Source organism: Arthrobacter sp. 01T419 (assembly GCF_056398865.1).
Map to the genome: position 1 here is coordinate 1 of NZ_JBFTQF010000011.1, position 22,474 is coordinate 22,474.

A 22,474-nucleotide genomic window follows, 5' to 3' on the forward strand; every position below is an offset into this window, starting at 1 on the left:
CGCCGACGGCACCGAGCTCGCCGCGCAGAAACTCGAACGCCTCCTCACCAACGACCCCGGCATGGGGCAGAAACTCGAACGCCTCCTCACCAACGACCCCGGCATGGGCGTCATCCGCCACGTCGACGCCGGCTACCCCCGCGCCGTCGAAGTCGCCCACGAACGCGGCGTCCGCATCCCCATGGAAGAAAGCAAGTAGGAACATCGTGACTGTTACAGCAACATCCCTTGGCCGTCAGACGGTCATCCTCGGCTCCAGCGGAGTCACGCCGGAGGACGTCGTCGCCGTCGCACGCCACGACGCCAAGGTGACCATCTCCCAGGAAGCCCTGGACACGGTTGCCAAGGTCCGCGCCCACATCGACGGCCTCGCCCACAGCGAAGTTCCGGCGTACGGCGTCTCCACGGGCTTTGGTGCCTTGGCCAACCGCCACATCCCCAACGAGCTCCGCACCCAGCTGCAGAAGTCCCTCATCCGCAGCCACGCCGCCGGCATGGGCCCGGCGGTGGAGCGCGAAGTGGTCCGCGGCATCATGTTCCTGCGCGCCAAGACCCTGGCCTCGGGCCGCACGGGCGTACGTCCCGTGGTCCTGCAGACCATGGTGGACGTCCTCAACGCAGGCATCACCCCGGTGGTCCGTGAATTCGGCTCCCTGGGTTGCTCCGGCGACCTCGCCCCGCTGTCCCACTGCGCCCTGGTCCTGATGGGCGAAGGCGAAGCCACCGGACCCGACGGCGAGCTTTACGGCGCTGTCGGAAAGAAGCCGGTTGCCGAGCTCCTCGCCGCCCACGGCATCGAGCCGGTTGTCCTTGCGGAAAAGGAAGGCCTCGCGCTGGTCAACGGCACCGAGGGCATGCTCGGCATGCTCCTGATGGCCATCGCCGACCTGCACCTGCTGCTCACGAYGGCGGACATCACTGCCGCGCTCAGCGTCGAGGCGCTGCTCGGCACCGACCAGGTGTTCCTGCCAGAGCTGCACGCCGCACTGCGGCCCCACCCGGGCCAGGCTGCCAGCGCGGACAACATGCTGCGTGTGCTTTCCAACTCGCCGATCGTTGCATCGCACCGGGTGAATGACACCAAGGTCCAGGATGCGTACTCGCTCCGCTGCGCACCCCAGGTGGCCGGCGCGGTCCGCGACACCGTGACGCACGCTGAACTCGTGGCCTCCCGCGAGTTGGCTGCAGCCATCGACAACCCCGTGGTGCTCCCGGACGGCCGCGTGTCCTCCAACGGAAACTTCCATGGCGCCCCGGTGGCCTATGTGCTGGACTTCCTGGCCATCGCCGTCGCGGACTTGTCCTCGATCGCCGAGCGCCGCACGGACCGCATGCTGGACCCCGCACGCTCGCACGGACTCCCGGCGTTCCTTGCCGACGATCCCGGCGTGGACTCTGGCCTCATGATCGCCCAGTACACCCAGGCCGGCCTCGTCTCGGACAACAAGCGACTGGCCGTTCCGGCGTCGGTGGACTCGATCCCGAGCTCCGCCATGCAGGAGGACCATGTCTCCATGGGTTGGCACGCGGCCCGCAAGCTCCGCAAGGCCGTGGAGAACCTGCGCCGCGTCCTCGCCGTGGAACTCGTGACGAGCACCCGTGCCCTCGACATCCGCGCCAAACTGTCCGGTGGGGAACTCACTCCGGGGCCTGCTGGGGCCGCCGTGATCGAGGTGCTGCGCGGCGTCGTCGATGGTCCCGGAACTGACCGTTTCCTCTCACCTGAGCTGGAAGCGGCGGACCGTCTTGTAGGCGCTGGCGAGGTGCGAGCGGCCGCCGAATCCGCCGTCGGAATTCTCGCCTGACGCCGAACAAAATACCGTTCGAGTGAACAATAGGAAGCGCCCCGGAAATGTTTGGCAATACGTGCCCCGGGGCGCTTTCTGTGTAGTAGAACTTATGGGGTACGGCATGTCCACGCCGACGATGTCGTGGGCCTGCCGGGGAAATTGCATACACACAACTGAAACAACGAACATCCACAAAGGGGTAGAAGTTCAATGAAGGCACGCGGGACAGTCCTGTCCAGGCGAATCGCACATTCCGCCGTCGTTTCCAATTGGGGAACGTTGAAGGTGGGGGAGCGGATCGAAGTCGTAAGGCACGCACACGTGGTCGCGGCGGGGGAGGTGCAGGAAGTCTCGGGCAGCGGCAACGTTGTATGGCTTGAACCCGCAGGACCCGGCGCCGACGAGGCCGCCAAGCAGCTTTTCATGAAGTCCGACGGCGTGGAGTTGCGTCGGGTGTAGCCGGCAGAGTCGCCGTCTACACCAGAGAAGGTCTTTTAAACCAGAGAACCCGGGGCTTGTTTCCCATTCCGTGCCATCTTGGCGCGGTTGACGAAACAAGCCCCGGGTTTTTGTTTCTAGCTACCTAGCCTGCGACTAAGCGGCGACGATCTCGCGGGTCTGGCCGAATGGCACTGACTCGTCCAAGGCAACCGTGTAGCTTCCGGGCTCGCGGCGGGTCACAAGGATCCCACAACGGCCGTTTTCGGCTGCGGCTTCGATGAGCGTGCCGACAGCACGGTCAAGTCCTGCATGGACCTCATCGACGGATGAAAAGGACAAATGGATCTCGCTGTTTTCAATCGTGGCTGTGCTCATTGGGGGCCTCCTTCTGCAGGATGCCGCGGGGGGAGCGGCAATTCCTGCATAAAAGATAGCAAACTGTCATGGGATGTCTGTCATTCTGGGAGCTAGGTCACCGACGGACCATGGCCCGAAGGAGCTTCACGGCTACCGAGAGTGCCGCGATGTCCACTGGACCGGGCTTGATCGCCGCCTTGATGGTGTCCTGGACGCGCGAGAGCTGTTCGATGTTTCCGCGTTCCCAATCCATGATCCGCTCTACGGGGTCCGCACTGGCCTCCGAGGCGCGGGGAGTATGCCGGACAACTGCCTTGGTCATGTCGGCAAGAACCAAGTACATGTCATCACGGAGGGCTGCACGCGCCAACGCTTCCCAGTGCGTGTCCCGCGGCAACAGCGTGATGTGTTCCAGCAAGGGAATGGCCGAGATCCGTTCGAACACGGCAAAGTAGACTTCCGCCACCGCCGCGACGGGCTCCTGCAGTTCTTCTGCGATCGCCGAAATGTCCAAGAGGCCGTAGCTGACAAGGAGCTCGGAGGCCCGGATGCCCAAGTCGTGTGGCAGGCCCACCGAATCTGTGTGGGCAAGGCGGTTCAACGAGTGGGCTAGGTTGATGCCGTGCAGGAAGCTCGTGAAATTGGCCCGCATCAGGGACATGGGCCGTTCGAGCCGTGCAAAGGCGTCCGCAATGGGTTTGTCCCGGAAATCGTGGGTGACGTACCAGCGGGTGGACCGGTCAAGGAGGCGCCGCATGTCCAAGGCCACAGCGCATCCGTGTTCCTTGGGAATGCCCGCCGGCACCCGGGCGATGGCTACAGTGACCGAATCCAAGTCCCAGATATGGCGCATCACCACGAATCCACGCGCCACCGCGGCCGCCGAAACGGTGGTTTCCTCCATGGCACGGAACGCGAAGGCTATGCCGCCGAGGTTGATCATGTCGTTGGCGACCACCGTAGCCACGATTTGGCGGCGCAAGGGATGCGTGGAGAGGTCATCCCCGAAGCGTTCCGAGAGTTGGCGAGGGAAATACTCCCGCAGCGTCTGCGAAAACCATGGATCGTCCGCGAGCCCACCCTCCGTCAGTTCCCGGGCCAGTTCGATCTTGGCATAGGCGGCCAGTACCGCGAGTTCAGGCGAAGTCAGCCCGGCTCCGGTCTCTACGCGGGCCCGCAATTCCTCGGTAGTCGGCAGGCATTCGAGCTTCCGGTCCAAATCCGTGGCCGAGTCGAGCCAGTCCATGGTCCGTTCGAAGCTAGGGCTCCATTGGAGGACCAATTGCTTGTCATTGAGTAGGAGGACGTTTTGGTCAACGTTGGTTTTCAACACCAGGCGGCCAACTTCAGCCTGGAGCGAATGCAGGAAGTTCGTCCGTTCTTTCGGGGACATCTTGCCTGCCGCGATCATCTGGTCCAGGAAGATTTTGATGTTCACCTCGTGGTCCGAGCAGTCCACACCGGCGGAGTTGTCGATGGCATCGGTGTTCACAAGGATCCCGGCCAGCGCGGCCTCGATCCTGCCTCGCTGGGTGATTCCCAGGTTTCCGCCTTCCGCCATGATCCTGGTGCGCAGTTGGGCGGCGTCGACCCGAATGGAATCGTTCGACTTGTCTCCGACGTCGGCATGCGTCTCCGTGGAGGCCTTGACGTAGGTGCCAATTCCACCGTTGTAAAGGAGGTCGACGGGGGCCATGAGGACTGCCTTGAGCAGCTCAGGCGGGGACATCGCCGTCGTGCCTTCATCCAACCCCAAGGCGAGGCGGACCGGTTCGGTAATGCCGATTGATTTCTCGAGCCTGGAGAACACCCCACCGCCGGGACTGAGCTTCGCGGGATTGTAGTCGGCCCAGGACGAACGGGGGAGCCCGAAAAGCCGTTTCCGCTCGGCGAAGGAAGTGGCCGGGTCAGGGGTCGGATCCAGGAAAATGTGCCGGTGATCGAAAGCCGCCACGAGCTTGATGTGGTCCGAGAGCAGCATGCCGTTGCCGAACACATCGCCGCTCATGTCCCCGATGCCCACCACCGTGAAATCCTCCGTGCTGGAGTCGATCAGCAGTTCGCTGAAATGCTGCCGCACGGACTCCCAGGCGCCGCGCGCGGTGATGCCCATCTGCTTGTGGTCATAGCCCACCGAACCTCCGGACGCGAACGCATCCCCGAGCCAGAACCCGTAGTCCGCGGCCAGCGCGTTGGCGATGTCGGAGAACGTGGCCGTGCCCTTGTCCGCAGCAACCACGAGGTAGTAGTCGTCGCCGTCGTGCCTCACCACGCGGGCAGGCGGGACGACGCGGGCCGGCGAGACGACGCGGCCGTTCGCCCCGCCGTCGGATCCCGCAACCAGATTGTCCGTGATGTCCAACAGCCCACGAATGAAGATCCTGTAGCTTTCCTGGCCCTCGGCCAGCCAGGCTGCCCGGTCTTCTGCGGGGTCCGGGAGCTGTTTGGGGTAGAAACCACCCTTGGCTCCCGTGGGAACGATCACGGCGTTCTTGACGGTCTGGGCTTTCACGAGTCCCAGGACCTCCGTGCGGAAGTCCTCACGCCGGTCGGACCAGCGCAAGCCGCCGCGGGCAATGGCGCCGAAGCGCAAATGGACGCCCTCCACCCGCGGCGAGTAGACCCAAATTTCGTACAGCGGGCGGGGTGCCGGTGCGGCGGGGATGTTGGAGGGATTGAGCTTGAAACTCACGTACGGCTTGTCCAAGTAGAAGTTGGTGCGCAGCGTTGCTTCCACCAGGCTCGCCAGAGAACGCAACAGCCGGTCGGCGTCGAGGACCGGTACGGCGTCGATCGCTTCCGTGAGTTCCTTCCGGGCGGCGTTGGTGGCCTGCGTCCGGGAGGTGTACTTGCTGCGGTCCACGTCGAACACGTCGCTTCCATCCGGCACCGGCTCAGCCGGCTCCGGCCCGATCAGTTCAGGATCGAAAAGCTCGGGTTCGAACCGGTCCGGATCGAATTTCGCCTCGAAAAGTGAAAGCAAGGCGTGGGTGGCGCGGACATTTTCGCGAAGGGTGTCCGCGATGAACCCGTACGAGTTGGTACTCCCCAGCTGTCGAAGGTACTTGGCATACGCGCGCAGGATGGCTGTCCGCCGCCAATCGATCCGCTCCCGGATGACCAAGGCATCGAAGGCGTCGGACTCCGCGTCTCCCCGCATCGCGGCACAGAACGAACCGGCCAGAAGATCGCCCGTTTCCAGCGGATCAACTCCGCGCGGGTACACGAGTCCAAGGTCGTACAAGAAGAAGGATCGCCCGTCGGCACGCTGAACATCGAACGGCCGCTGGTCCAGGACGCGCAAACCCAGGTTGTGGAAGAACGGCAAAATCTGGGTCAAGCTTTGTGGGCGGGTCAGATAGAGCCGAATCCGGGCATCTTCGGCAAGCACGGGTGTCCCAGGGCGCTTGTACACGGTCAGCAGCGGGTCAGCAGTGTGGTCCTCTGTCATGTCCCCGTCCCGGGGACCGAAGCTCTCGAACCGGACGATGTCCTGAATCGCGTCTTCCACGTCGTAGTCTGCTTTGTAGCTGGCTGGAAAGGCGGTGGCCCATTGGCGGGACAGCCGGCTGGCTTCGTCCGCGGGGAACCTTGCATGCAGGGCCTCGTCCAGTCCTTCGGCCCAGGACCGCGTGGCGGCGATGATCCGCTGCTCCAGTACCGCGGAGTCGACGACGGCGGGCGCCCCCTCGTGTGGCAACAGCACCCGGAAGAACACGCGGGCCATGGCGGATTCGCCCAGGCGGAGCTCGAACTCGATCGCTTCGGAGCCGAAGGCCTCGCGAAGCTCACGTTCAATATTGAGCCGGACGGCTGTGCTGAAGCGTTGGCGCGGCAGGAAGACCAGGGCCGTCATGAACCGGTTGTGCGAGTCAAGGCGAAGGAACAGCCGTGTGCTGTGCCGTTCTTGCAGACGCAGGATGTGGCGCGCGTGTTCGGCCAACTGGCGCGCATCGATGTGGAAGAGCTCGTCGCGCGGATAGGCCTCCACCACGGCCAGGAGTTCCTTGCCACGGTGTGATGTGGGCGAGTAGCCGAACGTCCGCAACACCTCGTCCACAGTGTCCCGGATGACCGGAATCTGGAGTGCCGAGCGGGAAGCCGAACTGGGAGCGAACAGTCCAACGAAGGTGTGCTCGCTTTTGCCACCCGTGGCGAGGCTGACTTCATCGAGGTAGGCGCGCCGGAGGACGGTCGAGCGGAGGGTCGATTTGGTGAGAGTCAGGAGGGGTGCCGTGGACTGCTCACCTTCGGAAGCAGTGACTGCAACATTCCTGAGCAGCCCTAGGCTCCGCCGGCCGCGGTAGCCGAGGAACACGAAATTCCCGTCGTCCAGCCAGCGCAGCAACTCCTGGACCTCTTGCCCGCCGGTCACTCCGTCCAAGCGGCGGACCTCGTGTGCAAGTTCCTGGTGGATGGCAGCCGTGTCTTCTGCTGCCGCCCGGACGTCTCCAAGGACGGTCTGCAGCCGCTCAACGAGGTGCTCGGCACTCGCTTCGTCCGGAAGCCGGGAGATCTCGACGGCGATCCACGCCTCGGTGAGGGGGCCGCCGTCGTCGTGGTCCAAGAGGGTGACCGATGCGGAAGGCTCGACGCCGGACGGAAGTCCCGTCCGCAGTGGCCCCTTGTGGATGTCGGTCAAGCGATGGGTGGCCGGATCCCGGATGACGCTGAACGTGGGGTGGACCAGGAGGCGGATGGAGGAGTTGTCCCTGGCGATTTCCGCAGTGACCGACGGGACCAGGTAGGGCATGTCGTCGGTGACAATCGCCACGAGGCTGGCATCGGCCTCGTTCAGGACGCCGATCACAGCTTGGCCAGGCGCCCGTCGTTCCGCCAACGAGCGGTGGTACCGTGCACGCTCCAGGAGCGTATCCGAGGTGTAGTTGCCAACATCGTCGTCGGCAACGTGTTCGTAGTAGTCGGTAAGGAATCGGTCCGGGGCGCCGGAGGAAATACCTGCCGGGGGCTGATCCGCGGGTTCGATCCTGGGTGACATGTCTTTGTGCCTCCGCCGGGCAGGGAGCGGCCGTGCTGTAGCGGTCGGCGAATTCCCTGCGCCTCATTTCATGATGGCTGGCGCGGGGCAGGGCGTAAAGGCTTGAAAATGCACCGCGAGATGGCACATGAGACGTGGTGGCGGGATTCGAACCCGCGTGCGCTGCTTTGCAGGCAGCTCCCTGGCCTCTCGGGTACACCACGTGCATCGAGGTTAGGCAGGCTGCGGCGCATGAACCAACAATGGTTTCGAAGCCTTTCGCCGGGTTGCGCGGCGTTGCTTCAGGTGACCTCCCGCGACGTCGGCTGAGGCCCAACTGACTCGCAGTAGTTGTCGTTTTGAGGGCTCATAACGACAACAACTGCGAGTCAGTTGGGTTGGGGAACGCCTACCCCAGCAGCGTGTTCACCAAGCGCGCGGCCACCTTGGCGGTCCGCGAGTCGATGTCAAACTCGGGATTGAGTTCGGCGACGTCCAAGTGCAGGAGCTTTCCGCTCGCGGCGACCTGCCGGCACACCGCGCTGATGACGGGCAGCGGAACGCCATACGCCGCGGGAGCGCTCACCCCGGGAGCCACCGACGCCGGCAGCACGTCCAGGTCAATCGTCAGGTACAGCGCGTCCACGCCGTCCAGGAACGAAACCACAAACTCCCGCACGGCCTCCGTGGAGCACTCCTCGTCCAGGAGGTATTTCACGCCTAGGCGGTCCGCCGTGTTGAAGAGGGTGCGCGTGTTGTTGGGCTCGGAGATTCCGACGACGGCGTAGTTCAGTTCGCGGCCGGCGGCGGCTTCCGCATGTGCCATCTGTAGGAACGGCGTGCCCGAGCTCGGCACAGGCTCGTCCCGCAGGTCGAAGTGCGCATCCAGGTTCAGGACGCCGAGGCGCTTGCCCCTCGTCACAGCCTCCGAGCGAGCTACGCCCAGGTAGCTGGCGAAGGCGGTTTCGTGTCCGCCTCCGAGCAGCACCGTGAGCTTGCCGGCGTCGAGCAGTTCCGAAATGACCCGGCCCGCCCGCTCCTGGCCCTCCTCAAGGGAGCCATCCTCCACAACGACGTCGCCGGCGTCGAACACCTCCCTGTCGAGATGGAAAGCCAGCGGAGCCAAGGCTTTGCGGATTGCCGCCGGGGCTGCCGCCGCGCCAATGCGGCCCTTGTTGCGGCGCACGCCTTCGTCACTGCGGAAGCCCACGACGACGGCGGGCCGGGAGCCCGCTTCGGTCGCACCCGGGGTGTCCGCGCCGGGAGTGTGGGGCGCCACCGCTTGCCACCAGCGGCGGTGCTCGTCGCCGTCGCCGTCGAAACGGCCGGTCCACGGCGTCGGGCGGACATCAGCGACGGTGGGTGAAATCTCCATGATTCAAGCTCAACGCATGGCGGCGTCGAAAAGCACCGCTTGCGGGTGGCGGGTGTCCGGTATTCCGGAAAGGGCTACTTGACGCCCAGGATTTCCTCGACGGAACCGATCCCGAAGAACAGCAGGAACGCTGCGGCCACGGCCCACATGAGCGGGTGCACCTCGCGGGCCCGGCCCTGGAAGGTACGGATCAACGCGTAGGAGATGAATCCGGCGCCCAAGCCGTTGGCGATCGAATAGGTGAACGGCATGAGGGCCATGGTCAGGAACGCGGGAATTCCAACGCCCCAGTCCTGCCAATGGATCTTGCCCACCTGGGACACCATCATGAAACCCACCACCACCAGGGCCGGTGCCACAGCCTCGAACGGGACCAGGTTGATCAGCGGGGTAAAGAACATGGCCACCAGGAACAGCAGGCCGGTCACGATCGAGGCCAAGCCTGTCCGTGCACCTTCGCCGATGCCGGCACCCGATTCCACGAAGATCTGGTTGGAGGACACAGACGAACCGCCGCCCACGATCGCGCCGAGCGCGTCCACCTGCAGGACGCGGTCCACATTGGGGATGTTTCCGTGCTTGTCGATGTTTCCTGCTTCCCTTGCCAGGCCCACCATGGTGCCCATGGCGTCGAAAAAGATGCTGAGCAGGATCACGAACGCCAGCAACGTGGCGGCGATGATGCCGAGGTGCTGGAACGCGCCGAGGGGGTTCGCCTTGCCGATGAGGGATAGGTCCGGGGCGGCCCATTCGGTGAACTTGGGGGCCACCAGGGACCAGCCGCGGGGGTTGTACGTCTTGCCGTCGAAACTCGGACCGATGTGGAGGGTGAATTCCAGGATGGCCGCGAGGGCGGTGGAGGCGACGATGCCGATCAGGATGGCGCCACGTACTTTGCGGACCACCAAGGCGATGGTGAGGATCAGGCCCACGACGAAAACCAAGGTAGGCCAGCCCAGCAGCTTGCCATCCACGCCCAGGCCCAGCGGGACCGTGGTGCCGGCGGCGTCCGGGATGCGGCGCACGAAGCCGGCGTTGACCAGGCCGATCAGGGCAATGAAGAGGCCGATGCCCACCACGATCGCAGTCTTCAGCGCTTCAGGAACGGCTTTGAAGACCGCGGTCCGGAAACCCGTGAGCACCAGGATCAGCATGGTCAGGCCAGACAGCATGACGAGGCCCATCATGTCCGGCCACGTCAGGCCGGGGTGCGAGGCAATCGTGACGGCCACGAAGGCGTTGACGCCCAGACCTGTAGCCACGGCAAAGGGGTGCTTGGCCCACGCTCCCATGAGGATCGTCAGGATGCCGGCTACGAAAGCAGTGGTGGCGGCGACGGCGGGGAAGCCGAGGGACGCGCCGCTTGAGTCCGCACCGGAGAGGATCAACGGATTGAGGACCACGATGTAGCTCATCGCAAAGAAGGTGGCGAAGCCGCCCCGGATTTCACGGGAGTAGTTGGATCCGCGCTCCGAAATCTTGAAGTAGCGGTCGATGGTTGAACCCTGTTTGAGCATGGAGGTCTCCGGGAATCGGGGAAGCGTGCTCTCAAATCCTATGCCCGCGGCTTCGGGCCTCCCGCGAATTCGCCTAGTCTGTAAGGAATCCAACACCAAGGGAGTCACTCGCTCATGCGCCCCATCCGCCAGTTGCTGGCCGTCGTCGTCGCTTTCACCGCGGTTCTTTTCTCTGCCGCCCTGTTCTCGGCGGCACCGGCCTTCGCGCACGACGTCGCCGAGTCAACGTCACCGGCCAACGGCTCAACGGTTGCCAGCGTCCCGGACTCCGTATCGGTCACCTTCAACAACCGGCCGCTCCTGCTCGGTTCGCAGATCCGGGTGAACGACGCTTCCGGCCAGAACTGGGCGGATGGCTCCGTGGAAATCGTGGACGCGGTGGTGTCGCAGAAGCTGAGGCCCGGCGCCCCTGCCGGGGCATTCACCGTCATCTGGCGCGTTGTCAGCTCGGATTCGCACCCCATCGAGGGCACGTTTACCTTCACTGCGAAAGCAGGAAGTACGACGCCGGGCGGCGCCTCCTCAGGCACCCAGACCTCCGCGCCAGTCCCCACCGCCGGCACAGTCGCGCCGGGTTCCACCACGACGCCGGATAAGGCGCCTGATGCTTCCCAGCCGTTCCCCTGGAGCATTGTGATCTTCGCGGTGGTGGCCGCGGCGCTGCTGGTGTTCCTGGGCGTCACCGCGCGACGCCGACTGGCAGGCGGGGACCCTGGCGACTCCAGCGATTCCGGGGATTCCCGTGACTCCGCGGATTCCGGGCGCGACGAGGACTCATAGGAGAGTCTGCACCAACCTCGCCTCACAAAACCGGCGCTTGTTTTCCAGACCCGCCCTTGAAGGGCCGGAACGGAAAACAAGCGCCGGTTTTTTGTGCGCGGGACTCTTTCTAGGCCAGGGCGGGAACCGCCGCAAACGTCCCCGTAAGGGCCGCATGGACGCTGTCCGGGTGGACTTTGGCGGAGATCGCCTGGCCCACAACCTTGGCTTGGCGCAGGACTTCCTTAGGTGTGGGCGTGGCCAGTTCGCCGACGCCTACCAAGTACATTCCAATCGCACGCATAGCAGCGACGAGGTTCTGGCCGATGGCGATGCCGAGCTCGGCGAGCATCCGGCGCAGCTGGCTCTGTCCGCAGCGAGTGACAACAATATGGTCGGCCAGAAGCACTCCGTTTGCAGTGTGGACAGCCCATTGGTGGTGGGGCATGCCAGTGGACGTCAAGTCCATTCCGGCTGAAACGGAAACCGCTGCGCCTGAAACCATGGATCCCAAAGCAGCGTCGTCCAAGCGGTCCAGGCGGACAGCTCGTGTGGTGTTCCGTACATCGAGGCCGTGGCTGGCTGCGTAGTTGCGCAGGTGCCTCAGGATTTCGCTGCGCTCCTGGAGGCCGGCGTCGGCCGCGTCGCAACGTTGCAGGATGCCGGTGTTGAGCGGTTGTGAGGCACCGGGGACTTGCAATCCGTCCACCACAATTGCGTCTACGCCGTAGCGGCTGAGCTCGCTGGCCACTGCCAGGCCGGACATGCCGGCACCGATGACCACAGCGGTGGTGCGTTCCGTACTCGCAGCAGGCATGGTTGACACAGCTTGGCTCCTCCTTGAAAGGTGCGTTGCCGAAGGCAACACCGGGGTGGCGTCCGAGTCCCCAAGCGGTCGCGAATGATGGCCGTTGATGTGTTGAAAAACGCCATCCCCGGTCACCAGTGCCTCGAACATTACAGAAGAAATCGCGTGCTGGATAGCCCCGGCACCGGCATGTCCGCCAATGCATTTTTCACGCTGCGATGCGGCCGAATCCAACACCCTCCGGCGGGTTTCCACATACGCTTCTTCCCGCTTGATTCGGCCCTTGCAAACGAGAATAGTGAGCATTGGAGACCGCAACTCACGGCAGTCAAGCGAGAAACACGTTGTGGGCGCGGCCTCTGGCAGAATAGCCGCAACATCAGCCAGCAGTGCGAGGAGGCGGGCCCCATGGACCAGCACGGCAAACACTCTGAAAGCCATCATGCAGAGACCGAAGGCAACGGAGAGGAACCATCGATTGCCCCCGGAGGCATCGTGGTGGGCGTTGACGGCAGCGAACACGGCCAATGCGCCCTCATTTGGGCCGCCCGCGAGGCCGAGCGCAGGCAGCTTCCCTTGCATGTAGTCACGGCCTACTCGGTGCCTATCTTTGCGGCTTCCGGCTTGGACGGCGGCTACGCAACGGTGGATGACTCCGTCATCCGGGACGGCGCCGAGGCGATCGTCAAGCAGGCCCTTGAGAAAGTTTCCGGCTACGCCATCGACGTCGATGGCTCGGTGGAGAACGGAGATGCTTCCGGCGTGCTGCTGGACTTGTCCGAAACGGCCGAACTCCTGGTCTTCGGCACCCGGGGACGTGGCGGATTCGTGGGTCGGCTTTTGGGATCGGTCAGCAGTGCCCTTCCGGCACATTCGAAGTGCCCCACTGTGACGGTCCCGCTTTTCTGCGCGGACCGCTTGGGTGAAACCACGGAGGACAAGCACATCAAAGCCGAGCGCGCCAAGTCCGGCCCCCATGTGATCGAAAATGTGGTGGCGGTTGGTGTGGACGGCTCGGAACAGGCCCGTGTTGCCGTGTTGGAAGCCGCCGAGCAGGCCCAACGCATGGGCGCGAAGCTGCGCGTCATTTGCGCCGTGCCTGAGTACAGCGGCTCCTTGGCTTGGGTTCCGGCGCCCCTGGACCGGGAGGCACTCTTCAAGGACATCAGGGTTCAGCTGGACGCAGGATTGGCATGGCTTAAGAGCCACTTCCCCAAACTTCCTGTGGAAACCCAGTTGCTGGATGGTGCGCCCGTAGAGGTTCTCGTAGAAGTGAGCCGGGGTGTGGAACTCGTGGTGCTCGGGACACGCGGGCGCGGAGGCTTCGCGGGGATGCTCCTCGGTTCAACGTCGGACGGCGTCCTGCACCATGCCAAGGGGCCCGTGCTGGTTGTTCCTGACCGCGAGGATCCGAGGCTTGCGGACCGCGTCAACTTCGGTCCCATGCTCGGCGCCGCATAACCGGCACGTCACCAAGGACCGGCGGAGGCAAGCAGGCGGCGATGGCGGAGAATCCAAGGCCGGGGCACACAGAGCCGGAGCACACGACGCCGGGAGATGCGTCGCGCCTCGTTATCGAGTTGCGCCGGATCCGGGCAACCATGCTTCCAGAGGTCGGCGGCAAGGCGGCCAACCTCGGCGAGCTGATCTGGGCGGGCCTTCCGGTCCCGCCCGGGTTTTGCCTGACCACACAGGCCTATCGGCGTGCACTGCAGCCGGGTGGAGGCCTTGAATCGGCGCTCACGGATATTTTCCGCGACCTTGAGACAGTGGATCCCGGCGACCTTGAAGAGCTCGCATCCCTCGCGGCCCGCGCCCGGGATACGGTGCTCGACGCCGCCGTCCCCGCCGACGTCGAGGATGCCGTCCGCTCGGCCTACGCGGCGCTCGGCCCGGAATCCGCAGTGGCCGTCAGGTCCTCAGCGACGGCCGAGGATCTACCCTTTGCGAGCTTCGCCGGACAGCAGGACACCTACCTGAATGTCGTAGGGGCAGACGCCGTGCTTCAGGCCGTCCGTAAGTGTTGGGCCTCTCTGTGGACGGACCGGGCAGTCAGCTACCGGGCAAGCAACGGGATTGACCATGCCGGGGTGACACTCGCCGTCGTCATTCAACGGATGGTGGATGCCGAGACCGCCGGCGTGCTGTTCACGGCCAATCCGGTGACAGGGCGGCGCCGTGAGGCGGTCATCGACGCCAACCCCGGACTTGGCGAGTCTGTGGTCTCAGGTGCGGTGAATCCGGACCACTTTGTGGTGGACTCGCTCACTGGCAGGATCACGGAGCGAAGGATCGGGGACCGGAAACTGGTGATCCGATCCCTTCCCGGGGGCGGTACCGAAAGGGTGGATTCGCCTGGGCACCACGGCACGAAAGCGTCGCGGGACGCTGCCGGGCCCGCAGGTGTTGCCTGCCTTAGCGACTCCCAAATCAGGGCGCTCGCCGTTCTCGGCCAACGCGTGGAGGATCACTACCGGGCACCTCAGGACACCGAATGGGCCATCGACGGGGACGGCAAGCTGTGGCTCACCCAAGCCCGACCCATCACCACCCTCTACCCGCAAATGACCCGCCAGCCCGCAATCCCCGGTCCGCACGCGTACCTTTGCTTCAGCCTTGCCCAAGGCCTGACCCGTCCGCTGACTCCGATGGGCCTCGCTGGGATCAGGCTCATGGGGTCCTCGGTGGCCAGGGCTGCGGGATTCCGGGTGGTTGAACCACGGAACGGCCCTTCGCCGTACTACGAGGCAGGCCAGCGCATCTACTTTGACCTCACTGCCGTTTTCCGGAGCGAAGCCGGCCGTGTAATCGTGCCCAGGATCTTCGACGTCATGGAGGCACGTTCGGCGGCCGTCATGCGCGTGCTGTTCGACGACCCGCGATTCGCCGTCACCAGCAGGACGCCCTTCAAACTGATCAGGCATGTCGCCCCGATTTTGCTCCGCTACCGCGTCCCTGAAACCCTCGTTCGCGCCCTTTTTCGGCCGAAAGCCGCCCTCGGCAAGGTGGAACAGGTGGGCGAGAACCTGAAGGCTGCGCTCGAAATCCCCGCCAATGCCACCGCCCGTGAAAGGCTGGACCACGCAGAGCGGATACTGGGCGAGGAATTGTTCCCCATGCTCCCCAACATGTTGCCCCCGGTAGCGCTTGGCTTCGGGATGATGGGGTTGGTCCGCAAGCTACTCGGAGAGCAGGCCTCCTGGGGTGAGCTACAGACCATCATCCGCGGACTGCCTCACAACGTCACCACGGAGATGGACCTTGCGCTGTGGCGGCTCGCAACCAGTATCCGTGACGACGCCGCTGCCGCTGAGGCCTTTACCGTTGATCCCCCTGCGCTCGCGGAGAGCTACCGCGACGGGGGGCTGCCCGCCGTCGCGCAATCGGGTCTGGCTGCGTTCCTCCGCGACYACGGGCACCGGGCCATCGCGGAAATCGATATGGGTGTGCCCCGCTGGTCCGAGGATCCCACCCACATCATCGGAGTCCTGGCCAACTACCTTCGCCTGGACAATACCCGCCTGGCGCCGGACAAACAGTTCGAGAAAGCAGCCCGCGACGCCGAGGAACAGGTTGCCGTGCTGGTGGCCCGTGCGCGGTCCAAGAGTCCGCTCCACGCCAGGATCGTGAAAATGGCACTTGAGCGGACACGCATGTTCGCGGGACTGCGGGAGCTTCCCAAATACAACCTTGTGCTCGCTTTTTCCGCGGTCCGCGCCCAACTGGGCCTAGTGGGGGAGACCCTGGCGGAAGCGGGAGTCATCGACGACGCCGGGAATATCTTCTTCCTGGATTTCGATGACGCCCACCGCGGCCTGGACGGCGAGGATCTCCGTGCCATGGTGGCGCAGCGCCGGGAGGACTACGAGCTTGAACTCAGGCGCCGGCACGTTCCCCGCGTGCTGCTCTCAGACGGCACCGAACCGGAAGCCCTGCCCTCCGGGCCACGCCCCAAGACCGGGGCTCCGACGTCGGACGGCGCACTGCTGGGAACCCCTGCTTCGGCGGGAACGGTGACTGCCGTAGCCAGGGTGATCATGGACCCGGTAGGCGCGCACCTCGAACCCGGGGAAATCCTGGTGGCTCCCTCCACCGATCCCGGCTGGACTCCACTCTTCCTGACTGCGGGAGGACTGGTGATGGAGATGGGTGGACCAAACTCCCATGGCGCCGTCGTGGCCCGTGAATACGGGATTCCAGCAGTGGTGGGCGTCCCGGATGCCACGTCCCGGATCAGCTCAGGCCAAACGATCACGGTGGACGGCGCCACCGGGACGGTGGTACCTGAGCTCTAGCCCCTAGGCGTGCTGGTGTGTTTCGTGCGCGGAGTGGCCTGCCGGTTCCAGTTGGAAGGTGCAGTGCTCCGTGTCGAAATGCGAACCGAGGCAGGAACCGAGCTGGTCCAGGAGCCGGTCCGCGCCCGTGGCGTCCAGGATCCGGTCCTCCACCACCACATGGGCCGAGAAGACCGGAACGCCGGACGTGATGGTCCAGATGTGGATGTCATGAACGGCCACCACGCCCTCGACGGAGAGGATGTGCTCGCGGATCATCTGTACCTCGACGCCCTTTGGTGTTGCCTCCAGCAGCACGTCAACCACGTCGCGCAGCAAATGCCAGGCCCGGGGCAGGATCATGAGCGAGATCAGGATGGAAGCGATGGGGTCCGCGGCCCGGAAACCGGTGGTCATGATGACAATCGCAGCGGCGATCACAGCGAACGAACCCAACAGGTCGCCCAGGACTTCAAGATACGCGCCGCGGACGTTCAAACTTTCTTTTTGCGCCCCGCGCAGGATGAGGAGCGATACCAAGTTGGCCACGGCGCCCAGAATGGCGGCAAAAAGCATGACGTCCGTGTGGATGTCCGGGGTCTCCCCGAAGCGGCGGATCGCCTCGATGAAGATCACCACTGAGATCACGATCAAAATGAGGGCGTTGGCCAAGGCGGCCAGGACCTCGGCGCGTTGGTACCCGTAGGTGCGTTGATCGCTCGGCGGCCGGGTGGCTATCCAAGCGGCAAGCAGCGCAATGAAGACCCCTGCGGCGTCGGAGAGCATGTGGCCCGCGTCGGCCAGCAGCGCCAGTGATCCGGAGACGACGGCGCCCGCCACCTGGATGACGACCACTGCGAGGGTGATGGCCAGGACAGCGATGAGCCGCTTCCGATGCTTGCCGGTAGCGGTGACGCTGTGTGAGTGGTTGTGATCGTGCCCCATGCCTACAAGGCTATCCCCAGCCGAGTTCGTGCAAGCGATCGTCGCCGATTCCGAAGTGATGGGCGATCTCGTGGATCACCGTAATGGCGACCTCGTCGATCACTTCCTGGCGCGATGAACAAATGTCCAGGATTGGTTGCCGGAAGATGGTAATCCGGTCCGGGAGGGAACCGGCATCCCACCAGGAGTCCCGTTCCGTCAGCGGAACTCCCTCGTACAGGCCGAGAAGTACGGTGTCCGGGTCGTCGCCGGGCTGCGGCGTGTAGTCGTCCTCGATGAAGATGGCCACGTTGTCCATGGCACGGGCGGCCTTGTCCGGGATCAGGAGCAGGGCATCGCCGACCGCCGCCTCGAAGTCTTCCGGCGACATGTTGAACGGCGCCGCACTCAACGCCCCGGTTCCGTGAAGCGGGGAGGAAGTGCGCTGGCCGCCGGGGGCATCGCCGTCGGGAATGATCGGCAGGCCGGGAGGCAAATTCGCGGGCATGTTCCGACTCTAGTCCGTGGCCAAGCCGTTGACGCTGGATGTGATGACAGCTACAGTTTTCCGGGCTGGTAATTCGTATAACCACGCCCCAGGTTAAGCCCAGTAAGCCGTGCGGATCCTGTGACAAACACCGTTCAGCTCGCAACAGACAGGCCCGCCCATGACCCGCCCCGGCAGCCGATCCGGCACGACGATGAACGACGTCGCTGCCGCCGCGGGTGTTTCCCAGGCCACGGTTTCGCTGGTGCTCAACGACGCCGCGGGAACCAGGTTCTCTGAAGAAACCCGACGCAAGGTCCACGCAACCGCCCATGAACTGGGGTACCGGACCAACGCCCACGCCAAGGTGCTCCGCGACGGCGTGGCGGGGATGATCGGCTTCGTCGGCGATTTCGTGGCCACCGCGCCCTTCGCGGGCAAGATCATCGAGGGAGCCCAAGCGAGGGCTTGGGAGGCTGGACTGCTGCTCCTGACCGTCAACACCGGCGGGGACAAAGCACTCGAAGCCGCTTCGCTGGAAACGATGCTGTCCTACAAGGTCGCGGGAGTGGTCTACGCCGCCATGTACCACCGGGTCCTTGACGTGCCCGACGTCCTGGCGGAGGTGCCCGCCGTCGTGCTCAATTCACGCGACCGTTCCGGACGCTTCCCGAGCATCGCTCCGCAAGAAGAGCAGGGCGGCTACACCGCCACCAAATGCCTGCTCGACGCCGGTCATCGCCGGATCGCGATGATCAACATCGGTGACGTGGACGGTGAGCTTCTGGCCGCCGTCGGGCGCTACGCGGGCTACCTCCGGGCGCTCGAGGAGGCCGGCCTCCACCCCGATCCCGAGCTTCACCGGATAGGCGACGGGCATGAATCGGGCGGTTTCGACAACGCCCTTGCGCTCATGACCGGTCCGCAGCCGCCCACGGCGATCTTCTGCGCCAATGACAGCACGGCCTGGGGCGCCTATCAGGCGGTGGCCCAGCTCGGTTTGTCTATTCCGCACGATGTGTCGCTGGTGGGTTTCGACAACCAGGAAACGCTTGCCCAGCACTTGCGGCCCGGACTGACCACCCTGGAACTGCCCTTCCTTGAGATGGGCCGCCGCGCCATTGAACTTCTGCTCGCGGGCGCAGACAGCGACGGCAGGACCGAATACTTTGAATGCCCCCTCGTGGAACGCCATTCCGTGGCGGCGCCACTGAAATTCACTAATAGCCACTGAAACTCCCCAACCAAGGAACAGGAACCGCATGAACCACTTCGCGCCCCTCGCGCCAGAGCCGCTTGACGTCGTCGTGGTCGGCGAAGCGCTGATCGACATCGTCAACTCGCCCGAAGGGCAGACTGAATACCCCGGCGGCTCGCCGGCAAACGTCGCCTACGGCCTCGGGCGGCTCGACGTGAAGGCCGGGCTGCTGACCGCCGTCGGGCGCGACTCCCGCGGCGAGTCCATTGCGGCGCACCTGGCAAGCGCAGGCGTGGTGGTGCTGCCGGGCTCGCAATCGCTCGAGAAGACCGCGACGGCGACGGCGGCGATCGCCGCGGACGGCTCGGCCGAGTACACCTTCGACATTGAATGGAAGCTGGCTCCCGCCGCCCTCCCTTACGCCCCGAAGGTGCTGCACACGGGCTCGATCGCCACGTTCCTCGAACCCGGCGCCGGCGTCGTCAGGACCCTCCTGGAACAGGCCCAGGGCGGGTGCATCGTCACGTACGACCCCAACATCCGCGCCGATCTCCTGGGCAGCCACGGCGAGGCGCTTCGCATTTTCGAGGAGCTCGTACCGCTGACCAGCGTAGTGAAGCTCAGCGACGACGACGCATTCTGGCTCTACCCGGGAAAATCCTTGGAGGAGACTGCCAGGCACATCCTGGGCCTCGGCGCAGGGCTCGCCGTTGTCACGCGAGGGGCAGAAGGCTCCCTGATGGCGACGCCGCACACCCAGCTGTTGGTTCCCGCTGTGACCTCGGTGGTGGCGGACACTATCGGCGCCGGAGATTCCTACATGTCAGCCCTGATCCTCGGACTGCTGCTGCGCGGGAGCCAGGGGCTTGCGCCGACGGTGCTTGAGCGTATCGGCCAGACCGCCTCAATGGCCGCGTCCATTACCGTGGGGCGCCCTGGAGCAAACCCGCCCACGCACCGCGAGCTTCTCGCCGGGATGGCAAGGTAGGGCCGGGTCCTTCGACGACGGCGCCGCGGGCGCGCCTTTGCGCCGGCGCGGCGCAGGTGGCCCTAGCGGGACCGTCGACGCGTCAGCCCGACGCCGACGAGGCAGATCACACCGCCCACCAGCCCCCAGATGGTGGGGATTTCCTTGAGCAGCGCCCAGGAGATCAGGATGGTGGTGCCCGGGACCAGGTACGTCGTGGCGGCGAGCTTTCCGGCCTCGATGAGGGACAGGGCGTAGGCCCATGTAGTGAAAGCGATGGCCGTGGGGAAGATTCCCAGGTACACCAGGCCAAGCGTGGCCGGAAGTGGCGCGGACTGGACTTCAGCCACCAGCTGTCCGGCCCACGGGAGGCAGCACACGGCGCCCACCATGATGCCGAACCACGTGGCCTGCGCAGCCGAGAACGTGCGCAACACTGGCTTCTGGACAATCACGCTCACGGCGGCGAGCACAGCGGCGAGGAGACACAACAGCACTCCGGCGACGTCCGCCGTCGAGCGCTGTCCCGATCCGAGGGCTATCAGCGCAACCCCGCCGAACGCCACGAGGCTGCCGATGATCAGCCAGCGCGGAAAGCCTTCTTTCAAGATGACGCCGGCGAGGACCGCGATCAGGATAGGCGAGACGTTGATGAGCATGGCACTAGTTCCGGCGTCCAGCATGTGCTCGGCGGCGTTCAGGGCAAGGTTGTAACCCGCGAACCACATGACGCCGTAGGACAGGATGGGCCACCATTCGCGGCCTTTCGGCCAGCGCTTGAGCCTGGGCAGGGCGACAATACCGAGCCCGACGGCGGCAACCGCCAGCCGCCCGAGCGTCAAGGATCCGGGGGAGAAGCTGGGCCCCACGGCGCGGATGCCTACGAAGGCGGACGCCCAAAGGACGACGGTGACGACGACGGCAGCGATGCCGAGCTTGCTGATGGTCCGGGAGTTGGTGGTCGCCGGAGAGGTTGGGGTGCTTGTGGCCATGATGCCAATCTAGTCCGCCAAGGGCAGGACGGACTGGCGGAATTCGGACGTCTTCCAACAAGAAACCGCCAACTCTGACCGCGCGGATTTGAACAGTGGTTTGACGCCTTGGCCTGAGTCCAGGTTCCGTCCTCCGTTTGAGCCTCGTTTGCGTTCCGCAGCGCGCGATTTGGGAATATCCCTGACTATGCTCTAAAGTTTTAGAGTCCAGTTCGGACGAGCGAGAAGCGGGAAAACGCATAGCGTTGTTGTCCGCCGCGAATTCGGATTGTTCCAGGCCCCCATCGTCTAGCGGCCTAGGACACCGCCCTTTCACGGCGGCGGCACGGGTTCGAATCCCGTTGGGGGTACGCAAGGAACTGGTCAAGCCGGCCTGAAAAGTCTGGTAGGCTGGAAGCCTTGAAAAAAGCGGTAGAGATGCTGCAAACAAGCAAGGCCCTGTAGCGCAGTTGGTTAGCGCGCCGCCCTGTCACGGCGGAGGTCGCGGGTTCAAGTCCCGTCAGGGTCGCTCTGATTGCCGGAAGAAATTCCGGCAATCATGGTGACATTGTCACCTAAGGCTCTGTAGCTCAGTTGGTAGAGCGTTCGACTGAAAATCGAAAGGTCACCGGATCGACGCCGGTCGGAGCCACCAGCTAGAACCCCGCAATTCCCAGTGTTTATATGGGAATTGCGGGGTTTTTTTCTTTGCCACAGAAGCGCCGCTCTTCAGGGGGCAGCCATCTCTTGCCCTTTATCGGCAGATGGACTTTGTCTATTCGGCCGTTACCGCACCCCGAGAGAGTGTCGCGGTGGACGCCTACCGGCGCTGATGTTAGAAGGCGCAGCCGGAAGTCTCATGCATTCGGAGTGTGGGCTCGGAGGTGGCGCTGTGTGCGGAAAAGTATCCACCCCTCGTGCGACCTGGTTCGCCCTTGCGGAGGGCTTGACAGCCTACGCTTTGTGCATGACCAAAATGAAGGGCAAAGAACTCACGTACCAGGCACTGGTCGCCCGGCGCTTGCAGTGGGACAACCTGCTATGGCAGGTGCCCGTACTCTCATTCACCGCGCAAGCTTTCCTTTTTTCAGTAGCGCTCGGAGCTGGAACCTCAGCCTTTGGTCGCCTCGTTTCTGCGGTCCTTTCGTTAGTCATATGGTTTTTGTCCGTGACGTTGATGAAGTCACATCGAAAGGCAGAGCTGACGGACGCCCATTGGTTGCGGGACTTAGAAAGAGCCGAGCTTGGATCGGAACTACACGTTCATGGCGAGGTGTATAGGGATCGTCGAGACAACACCTCCACGGATGCCGGAATTGCCGACGCCTTCGTTCCAAACATGCGTGGATACCGAACGTGGATACTCGGGCTATCCATGTTCGGTTTGGCTGCCCTTCTCATTATTGCCGTGACGCTCCTCGCTCCCGGGGTATTGGAATAGGTACGCTGGCCAATCGGCAAATTTTCGTGCGTAGGCGTCTTCTTACGAAGGCGTGAGATTCTGCTCAATCATTCGAATGGACAAACCCCAAGACCCTGGAATCACGGGGCAGGCGACGTCTGCGAAGGGGGATGATCGAGCAGAATCCGACAGCAGGTCGGATGTGAACGCTGGTAGGCGGGCGGCC

Annotated in this window: 17 protein-coding genes and 4 tRNA genes; 12 read left to right on the forward strand and 9 right to left on the reverse strand. The window is 64.4% G+C overall.

Annotation, left to right across the window (positions count from 1 at the left end):
• From AC1DLO_RS15665 to AC1DLO_RS15675, 3 genes are all read left to right on the forward strand, one after another.
• Positions 1-199: hypothetical protein (locus AC1DLO_RS15665; RefSeq protein WP_476914520.1), on the forward strand; the 199-nt coding region annotated here is incomplete at its 5' end.
• Between the two features lie 7 nt (positions 200-206).
• Entirely contained in the window at positions 207-1,805 is a 1,599-nt protein-coding gene (gene hutH, locus AC1DLO_RS15670; RefSeq protein WP_476914521.1) for a histidine ammonia-lyase, read from the forward strand.
• Positions 1,806-2,000: 195 nt separating this feature from the next.
• On the forward strand, positions 2,001-2,249 hold the full coding sequence (locus AC1DLO_RS15675) for a hypothetical protein (RefSeq protein WP_184741423.1): 249 nt from the start codon (positions 2,001-2,003) through the stop codon (positions 2,247-2,249).
• A 135-nt stretch (positions 2,250-2,384) separates the two neighbouring features.
• Here AC1DLO_RS15675 and AC1DLO_RS15680 read toward each other — a convergent pair whose 3' ends face one another.
• The 5 genes from AC1DLO_RS15680 to AC1DLO_RS15700 all read right to left on the reverse strand — a co-directional run bounded on the left by AC1DLO_RS15680 (position 2,385) and on the right by AC1DLO_RS15700 (position 10,458).
• Positions 2,385-2,606 carry a hypothetical protein gene (locus AC1DLO_RS15680; protein WP_184741422.1) on the reverse strand — a complete coding sequence of 74 codons (222 nt, stop codon included), beginning with the start codon at positions 2,604-2,606 and terminating at the stop codon, positions 2,385-2,387.
• Between the two features lie 97 nt (positions 2,607-2,703).
• Complete coding sequence (locus AC1DLO_RS15685; protein WP_476890487.1) at positions 2,704-7,587, reverse strand: NAD-glutamate dehydrogenase; 4,884 nt, start codon at positions 7,585-7,587, stop codon at positions 2,704-2,706.
• 132 nt (positions 7,588-7,719) lie between these two features.
• Positions 7,720-7,790, reverse strand: a tRNA-Cys gene (locus AC1DLO_RS15690).
• 185 nt (positions 7,791-7,975) lie between these two features.
• On the reverse strand, positions 7,976-8,941 hold the full coding sequence (gene hutG, locus AC1DLO_RS15695; protein WP_476890488.1) for a formimidoylglutamase: 966 nt from the start codon (positions 8,939-8,941) through the stop codon (positions 7,976-7,978).
• Between the two features lie 74 nt (positions 8,942-9,015).
• Positions 9,016-10,458: an NCS2 family permease gene (locus tag AC1DLO_RS15700; protein WP_184741419.1), complete on the reverse strand. Its 1,443-nt coding sequence runs from the start codon at positions 10,456-10,458 to the stop codon at positions 9,016-9,018.
• A gap of 114 nt (positions 10,459-10,572) precedes the next feature.
• Here AC1DLO_RS15700 and AC1DLO_RS15705 point away from each other — a divergent pair, with 114 nt between their 5' ends.
• Positions 10,573-11,238 (forward strand): copper resistance CopC family protein, encoded by a 666-nt coding sequence (locus tag AC1DLO_RS15705; RefSeq protein ID WP_476890489.1) that lies wholly within the window; start codon positions 10,573-10,575, stop codon positions 11,236-11,238.
• Between the two features lie 109 nt (positions 11,239-11,347).
• On the opposite strand, the gene AC1DLO_RS15710 is transcribed toward AC1DLO_RS15705, so the two are convergent.
• On the reverse strand, positions 11,348-12,034 hold the full coding sequence (locus tag AC1DLO_RS15710) for an NAD(P)-binding protein (protein WP_476890584.1): 687 nt from the start codon (positions 12,032-12,034) through the stop codon (positions 11,348-11,350).
• A 399-nt stretch (positions 12,035-12,433) separates the two neighbouring features.
• Between AC1DLO_RS15710 and AC1DLO_RS15715 the strand changes: the two genes are divergently transcribed.
• On the forward strand, positions 12,434-13,486 hold the full coding sequence (locus AC1DLO_RS15715; protein ID WP_476890490.1) for a universal stress protein: 1,053 nt from the start codon (positions 12,434-12,436) through the stop codon (positions 13,484-13,486).
• Between the two features lie 41 nt (positions 13,487-13,527).
• On the forward strand, positions 13,528-16,320 hold the full coding sequence (locus tag AC1DLO_RS15720; protein ID WP_476914522.1) for a PEP/pyruvate-binding domain-containing protein: 2,793 nt from the start codon (positions 13,528-13,530) through the stop codon (positions 16,318-16,320).
• A 3-nt stretch (positions 16,321-16,323) separates the two neighbouring features.
• On the opposite strand, the gene AC1DLO_RS15725 is transcribed toward AC1DLO_RS15720, so the two are convergent.
• Together AC1DLO_RS15725 and AC1DLO_RS15730 are read right to left on the reverse strand one after the other, a co-directional pair.
• The gene (locus tag AC1DLO_RS15725) at positions 16,324-17,244 is read right to left on the reverse strand and encodes a cation diffusion facilitator family transporter (RefSeq protein WP_476890492.1); all 921 of its coding nucleotides are present in this window, start codon (positions 17,242-17,244) and stop codon (positions 16,324-16,326) included.
• A 10-nt stretch (positions 17,245-17,254) separates the two neighbouring features.
• On the reverse strand, positions 17,255-17,731 hold the full coding sequence (locus AC1DLO_RS15730) for a metallopeptidase family protein (protein ID WP_476890493.1): 477 nt from the start codon (positions 17,729-17,731) through the stop codon (positions 17,255-17,257).
• Between the two features lie 160 nt (positions 17,732-17,891).
• On the opposite strand from AC1DLO_RS15730, the gene AC1DLO_RS15735 reads away from it, so the two are divergent.
• Together AC1DLO_RS15735 and AC1DLO_RS15740 are read left to right on the forward strand one after the other, a co-directional pair.
• On the forward strand, positions 17,892-18,944 hold the full coding sequence (locus AC1DLO_RS15735; protein ID WP_476890494.1) for a LacI family DNA-binding transcriptional regulator: 1,053 nt from the start codon (positions 17,892-17,894) through the stop codon (positions 18,942-18,944).
• 28 nt (positions 18,945-18,972) lie between these two features.
• Positions 18,973-19,896 (forward strand): carbohydrate kinase family protein, encoded by a 924-nt coding sequence (locus AC1DLO_RS15740; RefSeq protein WP_476890495.1) that lies wholly within the window; start codon positions 18,973-18,975, stop codon positions 19,894-19,896.
• Between the two features lie 62 nt (positions 19,897-19,958).
• Here AC1DLO_RS15740 and AC1DLO_RS15745 read toward each other — a convergent pair whose 3' ends face one another.
• On the reverse strand, positions 19,959-20,867 hold the full coding sequence (locus AC1DLO_RS15745; protein ID WP_476890496.1) for a DMT family transporter: 909 nt from the start codon (positions 20,865-20,867) through the stop codon (positions 19,959-19,961).
• Positions 20,868-21,144: 277 nt separating this feature from the next.
• On the opposite strand from AC1DLO_RS15745, the gene AC1DLO_RS15750 reads away from it, so the two are divergent.
• From AC1DLO_RS15750 to AC1DLO_RS15765, 4 genes are all read left to right on the forward strand, one after another.
• Positions 21,145-21,217 (forward strand) — tRNA-Glu (locus tag AC1DLO_RS15750).
• An 84-nt stretch (positions 21,218-21,301) separates the two neighbouring features.
• Positions 21,302-21,375, forward strand: a tRNA-Asp gene (locus AC1DLO_RS15755).
• 50 nt (positions 21,376-21,425) lie between these two features.
• Positions 21,426-21,501: transfer RNA gene (locus tag AC1DLO_RS15760), tRNA-Phe, on the forward strand.
• Between the two features lie 312 nt (positions 21,502-21,813).
• Positions 21,814-22,287 (forward strand): hypothetical protein, encoded by a 474-nt coding sequence (locus AC1DLO_RS15765; protein WP_476890497.1) that lies wholly within the window; start codon positions 21,814-21,816, stop codon positions 22,285-22,287.
• The last annotated feature ends 187 nt before the right edge of the window (positions 22,288-22,474 follow it).